The sequence below is a fragment of the Kaistella sp. genome (assembly GCF_049588135.1).
GTDB lineage: Bacteria > Bacteroidota > Bacteroidia > Flavobacteriales > Weeksellaceae > Kaistella.
Genome location: NZ_JBAVFG010000001.1, coordinates 1 through 12,321 on the forward strand (window position 1 = coordinate 1; position 12,321 = coordinate 12,321).

Genomic DNA, 12,321 nt, shown 5'->3' on the forward strand with positions numbered 1-12,321 from the left:
AATGATTTAGATTCAACGCAAATTTAATACATTTATAGAACAAATTAAGCGGCGTAAAATTACTTCAATACAAAAATTATGATAGGATTAGTCATTGGCGCAACTGGTGCCACTGGAAAAGATTTAGTTGAGCAATTACTACAAGATATTGATTTTGAAGAAGTTCATGTGTTTGTTCGAAAACCTTTGCAAATGAATCATTCAAAACTTAAAGTCCACATCATCGAGTTCGAAAAACCTGAGGAATGGAAATATTTAGTAAAAGGCGATGTTGCATTTTCATGTTTAGGTACCACTTTGAAGGCGGCTGGTAGTAAGGAAGCACAAAAAAAAGTGGATTTTGATTATCAATATAATTTTGCTAAAATAGCCAAGGAAAATAATATTGAAGATTTTATTTTGGTTTCTGCTTATGGTGCAAATCCAAACTCGAAACTGTTCTATTCCAGAATTAAAGGAGCGTTAGAGCAAAAAATAAAAGACTTGCATTTTAATAAGTTTACGATTTTTCAACCAGGAATGTTAGAGCGAAAATGCTCTGATCGATTTGGTGAAGTCGTTGGCATTAAGGTGATTAAATTCGTAAATAAATTTGGAATATTAAAAAGCCAAAAACCTATCTCTACTAGCATTCTCGCCCATGCAATGATTAATGCTTCAAAAATAAAATCGAATGGTTATTCTACAATTAAATTAGGAGGTATTTTCAGTTTTGCGGAGCAACACAACTAGTTGTATGACTTAATCATAAAATTTTCAAAATCATATAATTAAAAAACGAAAAAGCCATTTCAAAAATAATAAAACGGCTTTTTTACTTTAAAATCAAAAAAGATTATACTTTCATAATCTCTACTTCTTTCACTTTGAAGTGATCGTCGCACATTTTGATATATTTATCTGTAAGCACTTGGATTTTTGCTTCTTCATCTTTAATTAAATCTTCAGAAATACCGTCTAATTTGCGGAGTTCTTTCATCCCATCTTGTCTTGCATTTCGCACTACAATCTTGGTTGATTCTGCTTCTGATTTCGCTTGTTTTGCCAATTCACGTCTTCTTTCTTCCGTTAATGGTGGGACATTCAAAATGATATTGTCCCCGTTATTCGAAGGCGCAAAACCAAGGTTTGAATTAATAATCGCTTTTTCGATTGCTCCAATTGCAGTTCTGTCCCAAGGTTGAATTGATATCGTCATCGCATCTGGAATCATCACGTTGGCAACTTGGCTCAGTGGCGTTGGTGCTCCGTAATATTCTACCATAACGTCTTGTACCATTGTTGTAGAAGCACGTCCGGCTCTAATTTTCTGAAAAGCATGTTCCAAATGTTTAATGGCTGCATCCATTTCCTGCTTGACCATTCCTACAATAAGTTCTAATTCTTCCATTATATCTTAAATTTCTTTTTTTATTAATTAAAATGAAGTACTCAAAAATAGTATTAATTTTTTTTATAAATTCACTAAAGTTCCAATCGTTTCACCTTGAACAACTTTTAGAAGATTGCCTTCTTTATTCATATCAAAAACAATGATTGGTAAATTATTTTCTCTACTTAAAGTGAAAGCCGTCATATCCATTACTTTCAAATCTTTTTCATAAACTTCACTATAAGTTAATGAATGATATTTCACCGCATCAGAATTTTTCTCAGGATCAGAATCATATATTCCATCGACTCTTGTTCCTTTTAAGATCACGTCAGCATCGATTTCGATAGCACGCAAAGTCGCTGCGGTATCGGTTGTAAAGTAAGGATTGCCAGTACCCGCACCGAAAATTACCACTCTTCCTTTTTCTAAATGGCGAACTGCTTTTCTTTTAATAAAGGGTTCTGCCACTTTGTCCATTTCGATGGCACTTTGCAAACGGGTAAAAATTCCTGCATCTTCCAATGCACCTTGTAGCGCCATTCCATTAATTACGGTTGCCAGCATTCCCATATAATCACCCTGAACTCTATCCATTCCTGTAGCCGCACCGGCAAGACCTCTAAAGATATTTCCGCCACCGATAACAATTGCTACTTGGCAACCTATATCAACTACTTTTTTAATTTCTGCGGCATATTCTTTCAATCGGTCATTATCGATTCCGTATTGTCGGTTTCCCATTAATGCCTCGCCACTTAATTTTAGAAGAATTCGTTCGTATTTCATTTTTACAATTTTATTACTTTTTTTACAGTGCAAATATAAGGAAACGCAAATAATTTCGTTAATAGAATTATATTTACCCCGAAATTATTTTTGAAAAGTACTTAATTAAATTATTTTTGCATCCTTATATATCATTTTGAGAAAAATTACTGTTGTTTCTGCGTTATTATTTGCTGGCTTATTATCTGCTCAGGAAGGGACGAATATTTATCCGTTTCTGAATATTCCTGGTTCCGCAAGGCAAGCTGCTTTAGGAGGTGACGCTATTTCTATCCGCGATTTCGATGTAAGTTTCGCTGCGATTAATCCAGGTTTAATGAATTTAGATCAAGATCAGATGGTCTCTATCAACTACGCTTCTTATCTTGCAGATTCACAATATGGAACCATTAGTTATGTAAAAGATTTAAAAGAAGGTCATCTCATTGGTTTTAATGCCCGATATATGGATTACGGCAAAATGCCAAGAACCGATGAAAGTGCAGAAATCAATGGTCAATTTGGTGCGATGGATGCTTCATTGGGACTTTCTTACGCTTACCAATTTGATGAAGATTTTACAATTGCTGGTGGTGCTAATTTCATCACTTCAAAAATAGATAGTTACACCTCAATGGCTGTTGTTGGAACAGCGGGAATTACTTATCATAACACCCAAAGCCGAGAAACTTTAGCTTTGGTTTTTCGTAATTTTGGTTATCAATTCAAATCATTTAATGGTCTTCGTGAGGATGTTGCTTTTCGCGTAGATTTAGGATATACCAGAATTTTGGATGAATTTCCTTTGGCATTTACCATTACTGCGCACGATTTACAGAAACTCAATATTTCCCAGAATGTAGATAATAACGGTCAAGAAATTAATTGGAGTCGAAAATTGGTAGATCATTTTTCGTTAGGTGCGGAGCTTTTCCCTGAACAAGCCTTTAATATTCGATTTGGATATAACGTAAGACGCGGAAATGAATTGGCTGTTTTGGATCAAAGAAGCTTTACAGGATTGTCTGCTGGTTTTGGAATAAAGATTTCTAGTTTCCGATTTGATTATGCACATGTGAGATATCATAATGCTTCTAATGTTAATATGTTGGGATTAACACTCGATTTAATTGAAGTTTCGGGGAATAGAAGATAAAAATTTTCTTTCATTAAAGAACACCATTATCGATTGTCGATCAAACAACACTGATTTATTTTGTTTCTCCGAAAATTTTCAGGAAATTTGCCTTATGAGAAAACCTGTAATTGCTATCGACGGCTACTCTTCTACCGGCAAAAGTTCGATTTCTAAAATCATTGCTCAAAAACTCGGTTTAGTCCATTTGGATACTGGTGCACTTTATCGTGGGATTACCTATTTTGCGCTCAACAATTGTAGGGGGGTAGATGGTGAAATAAACTTGCAAGAACTCTTTAACAGATTTAATGAAATAGAACTTGAATTTAAACCCGTCGATCGAGAGCTCGTAATGTTCCTTAATGGAAATGATATCTCTACAGAAATTCGAACGAATGAAATCTCACAAAACGTAAGTTTAATTGCAAGCCAAAAAGAAGTTCGTGATTTCCTACTCGATGCTCAAAGAGAAATGGCAGAAAAAGGAGGAGTGATTATGGATGGCAGAGATATCGGAACTGTAATTTTGCCCACTGCCGATTTTAAGTTTTTTTTGACCGCAAGTGTAGAAGAACGTACCAAAAGACGCTTTTTGGAATTGCAAAATTTAGGTATTGAAACCGACGAAAATACCGTAAGAGAAAATTTAATCTCAAGAGATAAAACCGACAGTGAAAGAGAGGTTGCCCCTTTGAAAAAAGCCGAAAATGCAATTGTGATTGATAATTCAGATTTTACAAAAAACGAAACCATAGATTTAATTTTATCATATTTAAAAGACTTTTAACCAAAACTTAAGGCAATAACTTTTTTATTTGGTATATTAATTGTAACTTTAGAAGAGACGGAAAAATCCAGTACAGAAGATTTATTAACTATTAAATAACAAACTAAGATGTCAAAAAAAGGAAATAATACAGCAAGTGTATTAGCAGGTCTATTAGCTGGCGCAGCAGCAGGTGTTGTTCTAGGAATGCTTTACGCTCCAGAAGAAGGTGCAGAAACAAGAAAAAAAATTAAGAGTAAGGCGAATGATTTGAAAGATCAAGCAATTGATCAATATGGTAAAGTTTCTGAAAAAGCAAAAGAACAATATGAAGACGTATCTGGTAAAGTAAAAGAACAGTATGGTACATTTTCATCTCAATTTAAAGAAACTGCTGACAGAGTAGTAAATACAGTACGAGATGGCTATGATAAATACAAAGATCAGGCAGTTGCCAAAACCAAAGAAGTGGTAGCTGATGTAGAAAATGAATTAGACGGAATGAAGTCTTAATTTAGTCTTCAAATTATTCCTAAAAATAAAAAGGAACTTTAATTAAGTTCCTTTTTTTGTAACTTTAAAAAAAATATTATGGTAGACATTGTAAAAGAATTTGCCTCCAAAAAAATAGATCTGCTCAAAATGGAGATGACCGAAAAATCATCTGTCACCGTGGGGACTTTAACCTATCTTCTATTAGCAGCTGTTGCAGCATTATTCTTCATCATCCTCGTTAATATTGGTTTGGGTTTACTCATTGGCTCTTGGTTAGGTAATTACGCCTACGGAATTTTGATTATGGCAGGGTTTTATTTACTGATTTTCTTAATCACTTTTGCAACCCGAAATGCGATTAAAAACACCATAGCCGATAAAATTATTAAATTTATAAATTCCTAAAGATGAGCACGAAATACAACAGTTTGGAGGAACTTAGAAGAAAGAAAGCATTGCTTAAAAAAGAGGTTTCTGAGTTAGAAGAACTTCTAACCTTCGACAATACCAAAGAAAGTTTAAGTGCTTTAACTCATGGGTTTACCGATAAATATCTGCAACAAGATACCACTAAAGAAGGAGAAACCAAAATTTCATTAAATACCAATCAAATTGTTAAAGAGATTTCTGGTTCGATTAAAGATTCACTGCTCAGTAAAAATACTGTTTATGGTTTTGCAAAAAGTGATACTGGAATGAGTGTCATGGAAAATGCAATGAAAATAGGTGCAGTAAGTTTCGTCGGAAATTACGCCCGAAAAAGTCTTTACAATAAAAGCTGGAAGAAAAAAATGATCGGTTTAGCGCTTATCTATTTGGCTCCAATTGCACTTCGATTTGTTCGTAAAAAATTGGAACAATATGAAAAATCTAAAACAACTTCGAGTTTCGAACAATTGATCTAAAAAAAGCAAAGTCGGATGATTATTCCGACTTTTATTTTTGTCCGAAAATTTGACCTAAGATAATTCCTGCCGCCATAGAAACATTTAAACTTTCTGTAGATTGTGATTTCCCAAAACGCGGAATCGTAATTTTGTCTGTTAATAAGTCTTCGATTTCAGGGCGAATTCCGTTTCCTTCATTCCCTAGAACTAAATTAAATTGGCTAGGAAATTCGAAATTATAGAAATTGGCGCCATCCATATCAGTTCCGATAATTGGATGGCTATTGATAGAAAGATATTTTTCTAAATCTTGATAAACGATATTTACCCGAAGAAAAGATCCCATACTTGCCTGAATAACTTTTGGATTATAAAAATCCGCAGTATCTTCACTACAAATGATTTGCGAAATCCCAAACCAATCTGCCAACCGAATAATCGTTCCTAAATTCCCAGGATCCTGAATGCCATCTAAAATTAATTGCACGCCTGTTTCTTCTACCAATAATTCTTCTTTAAGTGCACAGACCGCAACCGAATCTTTCGGATGTTGTAAAAAACTTATTTTCTTTAAATCTGTGGATGAGATTTCTGTTGCAACAAGATTTCCAATCGATAATTCAGCAGGATTTACAGAATAGATTTCATCGATTTTGTATTTCGAAGTTGGTATTTCTTTAATCGTTTTATTACCTTCAACCAAAAACAAATTGTATTTTTGTCTGAACTTCTTTTTATCAAGAGACTGTAAAATTTTTATTTTATGAGCGGTAAGCATTTTTCAAAATATTTTCAAAAGTATTACTTATTTTTTTCATCTGCAATCACTATTCTTTTTTTGTACGCTTGTAGTACAACAAGAAAAGTTCCTGATGGCGAGTTTCTTTTGACCAAAAATAATTTTAAATATGAAGATGGAAAAATACATGATGATGAAGTAGAAAGTCATGTGGGTCAGAAGCCGAATAAAAAAGAACTTTTTATTTTACCCGTTGGGTTGTGGATGTACAATGCAACGAATCCTAAATACGATTCTATTCTTGCAGAATATATGACTTATCCTAATGAGATGAGGAATCAAAAACTTCGGGATTCACTTTTTGTAAAATTCAAACATCCAGAATATGTGGGAAAACGTCTTTTCTCTGCAAGGTTTTTACAAAATATTGGGCAACCTCCAGTTATTTTAGACCAAGCTAAAACGGAACAGAGCGCAACTTCCGTGCGTAAATTCTTAATATATAAAGGATATTGGGATACTGATGTAAAATTCACCCAAAATCTAGATTCTTCCGCAAAAAAAGCACAGATCAATTATTTGATTACGCATAAAGACCCAACTTATATAAGCGATTACTATTATAATATTCCTGATCCTGCCATTAAAAATATTTATGAACAAAATCTTGCTAAAAGTTTAGTTCGTGGAAAAAAAGTATTGGATCAGGCAGTTTTAGAAAAAGAAGTAAAAAGGATTAATGATTTGATGAAAGACCGTGGTTATTACAAATTCAATAATTCTAATGAAGAAATATATTTCACCGCAGATACTTTACATAGCAGAAAAAATGTTCCGTTGACCATGGATATTCATAAAGATTCTGTAGATTCTCGTTACAAGATTACCACCATTGGCGATGTGAAAGTTCATCTGGTGGAAAAGCTAGCAGATACCCTGGTTACAACAAAAGATTCATTGAGAGGGATTAATTTTTACAAACTCGATAATCAATACAAAACCATGGCATTGTGGCGACCAATTATTTTGGGACCTGGTGAAGTTTATGATCAAAGGAATTTGGATTTAACGAAGAGAAATATTGCAGCGATGAATAATTTCAGTGTTCTTCGTGAATACCCTTTCGTTCGTAAAGACAGTATTTTAGATGTAACCTATTATCTTGCACCATTGCCAAAGTATGATTTTAAAATTGCAACCGATATTAATTACTCTCAAATTTTAAATTTTGGTATTTCTCCCTCTATCGACCTTACCACCCGAAATGTTTTTGGAGGCGCAGAAAATCTAACGACAAGTCTTTCCGGTATTTTTGGTTCGGTGACGGACTCCAAGGATCCAAACAAGCGAAGTTTAGCATATGAAATTTCAGCACAAGCATCTTTGAATTTTCCGCGGTTATTGCTTCCTTTTAAAACCTGGAAATTAATTCCCAAAAGATACTCGCCTACTTCTTCGATTGCTTTGGGAACATCAATTCAAGATAATATAGGATTGGGACGAATTGGCTTTAACGCAGGTTTAAATTATTTTGCCAATGCCAATGATATTGTTTCTCACCGACTTTCGGTTTTTAATACGCAATTAAGTTTAACCAGAAATAAAGATCGCTATTATGATTTTTTTCCACAGGATGCAGAAGTTCGAAATCAAATGTTTCAAATTTATTCCCCAACTTTATATCAAGATTTCATTGCCGGAAATATAAGTTCAGATAATTTATCAACCATGATTGTTGATGACAAAAGCTTTCAGGCATCGCTAACTGGCGATCAGCTTTCCTCACTAAACAACTTTCTGCAATCTTTGATTAATAAAGATCGACAGACACAAGATATTCTTATTTCTTCGATGATTTATAATTTTATTTATAATGAAATCGGAAAAAAAGACCATTCTAATCCATTCTATTTTAATGGTAAATTTGAGTTTGCAGGAAATATTTTCAGTATATTCAATAGCAGTAGAAAAGATGATGGAATTGTTTCTGGTCCTTCCCGCACCATTTTCAATATTCCCTACTCTCAATTTGTGAAATTTGATTTTGATGTAAGAAAATATTTCACCTTTAATAATGAGAAACAAACTCTTGCGCTAAGACAATTTATAGGAATCGGGATTCCGTATGGCAATTCATCTACAATGCCTTTCGTAAGATCTTATTTTAATGGTGGTTCTAATGACATTCGTGCTTGGCGAGTTTTCGGAGGTCTGGGTCCGGCAGATTCTCAACTTGATGAAAGAGTTCGTTCTTATGTGATGGACAATGTGAAACTCACGACCAATATCGAATACCGAATGCCATTTACCGATATGTTTGAAGGTGCTGCTTTCGTGGATGCTGGAAATATCTGGAGTTTAAAAGATAGTGGTTTTGGCGATCAATTTAAATTTAACAAATTTATTTCTCAAATGGGAGTTGGTACTGGTATTGGTTTAAGGATCAATATCGCTTATATTACCTTGCGATTAGATGCAGCTTATAAAGTATATGATCCGAATCAGCCTTTAGGAAACCGATGGGTATTTGGAGACACTTGGAAACCAGTGATTAATTTCGCTTTCGGATATCCTTTCTAAAGGTTAATGATAAATTTATTTGAAAGAAATCAAGGTAAGTTGAGAACCAGATTTATTAACTTAAAGTATTTTAGAAACGAAAAAAAGACGCTCGATGAAGCGTCTTTTTCTTGTCTTGAATAATCGTTGTTATTGATCTGAACCAAATAAATCTCCAATAGTTCCTTCTTCTGGAACATCTTCATTTTCATGATTTTCATGATTTTCTAATGAATCAGGTATTTCAATAATTTCTTCTTCAGGTTCGGGAATTGTAATATTTATCGACTTCACCTTATCTTTAATAAATTGATTACCAATTGCTTTAATTCCTTTTACCGCAATGAATTCATCGATATTAATGGTTTCTGGATCTTTCTCTTTGCCTTTATCTTTACCAAAGATTATTTCTGCCGTGGCATTATTGGCAACCAAGATGTTTTCCACAAAAGATTTCTGATGATCTGACGGCATGAAACTCTGAACATTCGTCGTATTCTCCAGCAAGAATCTTTTAATAAAATAAATCTGCTTTTCACCGTCAAAATAAATACAGGTAATCGGTTGCTCCGGTTTCCATTTTTCGAGGATTAAATATTCGTCATCGAAACGATTGCTTAATTCGAAACTCACCAACTTGGCTTCACCATGAGCATTGACGATTAATATTTTGTCATCCCCTTTGAAAGTTCCCAATAAAGTTCCTCTCGCATCGGCATTTAATCTTCGCACGGTATCATCAAACCAAATTCTTCTCGGAGCCAAAGTCGAGTGCCCTTCTTCTTTTAAATCAACTTTTTTTACGATATATTTGGTAACCACATTCCCTTTGGAATCACGACCTTTAATCGCCAATTCTGAGAAATCGATATCAATTTTATTTTTTCTAACGCGGGCATTTGGTTTTAATAAAACGGTTACTTTCTCGGCTTCACCATTAGGATTTGCGGAGAAGTATAACATTTCAGACCCTTTCTTATCAGAAGCTAATTTGTAGTCGGTATTTCGGGTAACACCAGTTACAGAAAAACGTTTCATATAATAGGGACCGTCTCTACCTTCACGGTAAATCATATTGTAAACCGTGCGTTTATCGTTTTTTTTCCAAATCGCAACGTGTTGAATATTCTTACCGATAAAAGTTTTCGCTTCTACTTTTACGACTTTCATGGTACCATCTTTTTGGAAGGTAATAATATCGTCGATATCGGAACAGTCAAATAAATATTCGTCTTTTTTAAGGGAAGTTCCAACGAAACCTTCTTCCCAATTAACATAGAATTTCTCGTTAGCTACTGCAACTTTCGAAGCATCGATGGTATCGAAAATCCTTAGCTCTGTTCTTCGTTCTTTTCCTTTGCCGTATTTTTTTTGAATATTTACATAATAGTCGATCGAGTACGGAATCAAATGTTCTAAATTATATTTTACCTGCTCGATTTTTCCTTCGAGAGCAAGAATATTTTCTTTGAATTTATCTAAATCGAAACGAGAGATTCTTTTAATTCGAATTTCAGTTAATCTTAAAATATCTTCTTCGGTTACCGCTCTTAATAAATGCTTGGTGTGCGGTTTCAATCCTTTGTCAATCGTTACAATCACTTCATCCCAAGATTTTACTTCTTCGATATCGTGGTAAATTCTATTCTCGATAAAAATTCTTTCCAAAGAAGAAAAATGCCAGTTTTCCTGTAACTCATGCAATTCTATTTGGAGTTCTTTTTTAAGTAAAGAAACGGTGTGATCGGTATTTTGTCTCAGAATTTCCGAAACGTTCAGGAACATCGGTTTATTGCCAACAATCACACAAGCATTGGGAGAAATCGGAATTTCGCAATCGGTAAAAGCATACAATGCATCAATGGTTTTATCTGGCGAAACATCATTATTTAAATGAATATTGATTTCAACTTTATCTGAAGTATTGTCTTCAATTTTCTTTATTTTGATTTTGCCTTTTTCATTGGCTTTAATAACAGAATCAATTAAATCGCTGGTGTTTTTTCCGAAAGGAAGTTCAGTAATACAAAGCGTATTTTTATCTTTCTGAATAATTCTGGCTCTGGCACGGATTCTTCCGCCACGTTCGCCATCGTTATAATTAGAAACATCGAGCATTCCGCCCGTAATAAAATCTGGAAAAATCTGAAATTTCTTTCCTTTTAAATGTGCGATAGAAGCATCAATTAATTCATTGAAATTGTGAGGCATGATCTTGGTAGAAAGTCCTACTCCAATTCCCTCAACTCCTGAGGCTAAAAGCAGTGGAAACTTAACGGGTAAATCAATAGGTTCATTGTTTCTGCCGTCATAGGATTTAGCCCATTCTGTGGTTTTAGGATTGAAGACGACTTCTAAAGCAAAAGGCGTTAATCGTGCTTCAATATATCTTGCTGCTGCTGCAGAATCTCCGGTAAAAATATTTCCCCAGTTTCCTTGCGTATCGATCAATAATTCTTTTTGCCCGATTTGCACCATGGCATCAGTAATCGACGCATCTCCGTGTGGATGGTACTTCATGGTATTTCCTACCACATTGGCAACTTTGTTATATCTGCCGTCTTCCAACTCACGCATTGAGTGCATGATTCTTCTTTGCACGGGTTTGAATCCATCAAAAATAGAAGGAATTGCACGGTCTAAAATTACATAAGATGCGTAATCTAAAAACCAGTCTTTGTACAGACCAGAAACTTTTCTCAGGGATTCTTCTTGGTGATTTTCTTGCTCTTCCATCAACTAATATGCTCTCTCTTTTGTTCTTGTATTATTACTAATGACTTTACTGAGGGAAATTTTTAAGTCATTTCTAATATTTAATCTCATTTTTTCCTAATTAACTTCCGACTCAGCGTCTACTAATATTTCCTTTTTATCGATATCAGGATCTTCTACCACTAGATTATCCAGAATAAATAGTTGTCGGTCTGGTGTATTTTTACCCATGTAGAATTCCAACAGTTGATCAATGGTTTGATCTTTTCCTATAACCACAGGTTCTAAACGAATATCTTTTCCGATAAAATGTTTAAATTCATCGGGGGAGATTTCTCCAAGTCCTTTAAATCGGGTGATTTCAGGATTTTTTCCTAAATCCTGTAAGGCTTTAATTCTTTCAACTTCTGAATAACAATATCTGGTTTCTTTCTTATTTCTCACTCTGAATAAAGGTGTTTGCAAAATATAAAGATGTCCATTCTTAATTAAATCAGGGAAAAATTGAAGGAAAAAAGTAATCATTAATAACCGAATATGCATTCCGTCAACATCGGCATCAGTTGCAATGATCACGTGATTGTAACGCAAATCTTCTAAAGAATCTTCAATATTTAAAGCTGCCTGTAAATAATTGAATTCTTCGTTTTCATAAACCACCCGTTTCGTTAAACCATAACAATTCAATGGTTTTCCTTTTAATGAAAATACAGATTGCGTTTCTACATCTCTGGATTTGGTGATCGATCCCGATGCAGAATCTCCTTCGGTAATAAAAATCATGGTTTCGGCTTTTCTTAAAGCTTTTTGATCATTATAATGCTGTCGGCAATCCCGTAATTTTTTATTATGAAGCGACACTTTTTTTGCTCTCTCTCTCGC

The 12,321-nt window shown here is 34.1% G+C and carries 12 protein-coding genes; 7 read left to right on the plus strand and 5 right to left on the minus strand.

The features are described from left to right. Positions 1-78: 78 nt before the first annotated feature. Entirely contained in the window at positions 79-732 is a 654-nt protein-coding gene (locus WBY99_RS00005; RefSeq protein WP_423974312.1) for an NAD(P)H-binding protein, read from the plus strand. A gap of 103 nt (positions 733-835) precedes the next feature. On the opposite strand, the gene frr is transcribed toward WBY99_RS00005, so the two are convergent. Further along, positions 836-1,390, minus strand: a complete 555-nt coding sequence (frr, locus tag WBY99_RS00010; protein WP_423974313.1) for a ribosome recycling factor — start codon at positions 1,388-1,390, stop codon at positions 836-838. Positions 1,391-1,453: 63 nt separating this feature from the next. Then, the gene (gene pyrH / locus WBY99_RS00015) at positions 1,454-2,161 is read right to left on the minus strand and encodes a UMP kinase (RefSeq protein WP_423974314.1); all 708 of its coding nucleotides are present in this window, start codon (positions 2,159-2,161) and stop codon (positions 1,454-1,456) included. A 136-nt stretch (positions 2,162-2,297) separates the two neighbouring features. Here pyrH and porQ point away from each other — a divergent pair, with 136 nt between their 5' ends. The 5 genes from porQ to WBY99_RS00040 all read left to right on the plus strand — a co-directional run bounded on the left by porQ (position 2,298) and on the right by WBY99_RS00040 (position 5,444). Continuing rightward, positions 2,298-3,296 (plus strand): type IX secretion system protein PorQ, encoded by a 999-nt coding sequence (gene porQ, locus WBY99_RS00020; protein ID WP_423974315.1) that lies wholly within the window; start codon positions 2,298-2,300, stop codon positions 3,294-3,296. A 94-nt stretch (positions 3,297-3,390) separates the two neighbouring features. After that, entirely contained in the window at positions 3,391-4,065 is a 675-nt protein-coding gene (cmk, locus tag WBY99_RS00025) for a (d)CMP kinase (protein ID WP_423974316.1), read from the plus strand. A 108-nt stretch (positions 4,066-4,173) separates the two neighbouring features. Then, entirely contained in the window at positions 4,174-4,557 is a 384-nt protein-coding gene (locus WBY99_RS00030; RefSeq protein WP_423974317.1) for a YtxH domain-containing protein, read from the plus strand. 78 nt (positions 4,558-4,635) lie between these two features. Continuing rightward, positions 4,636-4,944, plus strand: coding sequence for a phage holin family protein (locus WBY99_RS00035; RefSeq protein WP_423974318.1), 309 nt, complete (start codon positions 4,636-4,638; stop codon positions 4,942-4,944). Between the two features lie 2 nt (positions 4,945-4,946). Continuing rightward, entirely contained in the window at positions 4,947-5,444 is a 498-nt protein-coding gene (locus WBY99_RS00040; protein WP_423974319.1) for a phosphoribosyl-ATP pyrophosphatase, read from the plus strand. 31 nt (positions 5,445-5,475) lie between these two features. Here WBY99_RS00040 and WBY99_RS00045 read toward each other — a convergent pair whose 3' ends face one another. Further along, the gene (locus WBY99_RS00045) at positions 5,476-6,204 is read right to left on the minus strand and encodes an RNA methyltransferase (RefSeq protein WP_423974320.1); all 729 of its coding nucleotides are present in this window, start codon (positions 6,202-6,204) and stop codon (positions 5,476-5,478) included. On the opposite strand from WBY99_RS00045, the gene WBY99_RS00050 reads away from it, so the two are divergent. Continuing rightward, complete coding sequence (locus tag WBY99_RS00050; protein ID WP_423974321.1) at positions 6,190-8,745, plus strand: BamA/TamA family outer membrane protein; 2,556 nt, start codon at positions 6,190-6,192, stop codon at positions 8,743-8,745. The genes WBY99_RS00045 and WBY99_RS00050 overlap by 15 nt on opposite strands. A 129-nt stretch (positions 8,746-8,874) precedes the next feature. Here WBY99_RS00050 and WBY99_RS00055 read toward each other — a convergent pair whose 3' ends face one another. Together WBY99_RS00055 and WBY99_RS00060 are read right to left on the minus strand one after the other, a co-directional pair. Continuing rightward, positions 8,875-11,460: a DNA gyrase/topoisomerase IV subunit A gene (locus WBY99_RS00055; RefSeq protein WP_423974322.1), complete on the minus strand. Its 2,586-nt coding sequence runs from the start codon at positions 11,458-11,460 to the stop codon at positions 8,875-8,877. A 96-nt stretch (positions 11,461-11,556) separates the two neighbouring features. Continuing rightward, a partial coding sequence (locus WBY99_RS00060) for a toprim domain-containing protein (RefSeq protein ID WP_423974323.1) occupies positions 11,557-12,321 on the minus strand: 765 nt, incomplete at its 5' end.

Coding starts and splice junctions, on each gene's coding strand:
- cmk (WP_423974316.1), top strand. CDS start 3,391: ATGAGAAAACCTGTAATTGCTATCGACGGCTACTCTTCTACCGGCAAA.
- WBY99_RS00055 (WP_423974322.1), bottom strand. CDS start 11,460: ATGGAAGAGCAAGAAAATCACCAAGAAGAATCCCTGAGAAAAGTTTCT.
- WBY99_RS00005 (WP_423974312.1), top strand. CDS start 79: ATGATAGGATTAGTCATTGGCGCAACTGGTGCCACTGGAAAAGATTTA.
- pyrH (WP_423974314.1), bottom strand. CDS start 2,161: ATGAAATACGAACGAATTCTTCTAAAATTAAGTGGCGAGGCATTAATG.
- WBY99_RS00045 (WP_423974320.1), bottom strand. CDS start 6,204: ATGCTTACCGCTCATAAAATAAAAATTTTACAGTCTCTTGATAAAAAG.
- WBY99_RS00050 (WP_423974321.1), top strand. CDS start 6,190: ATGAGCGGTAAGCATTTTTCAAAATATTTTCAAAAGTATTACTTATTT.
- WBY99_RS00035 (WP_423974318.1), top strand. CDS start 4,636: ATGGTAGACATTGTAAAAGAATTTGCCTCCAAAAAAATAGATCTGCTC.
- WBY99_RS00030 (WP_423974317.1), top strand. CDS start 4,174: ATGTCAAAAAAAGGAAATAATACAGCAAGTGTATTAGCAGGTCTATTA.
- frr (WP_423974313.1), bottom strand. CDS start 1,390: ATGGAAGAATTAGAACTTATTGTAGGAATGGTCAAGCAGGAAATGGAT.
- WBY99_RS00040 (WP_423974319.1), top strand. CDS start 4,947: ATGAGCACGAAATACAACAGTTTGGAGGAACTTAGAAGAAAGAAAGCA.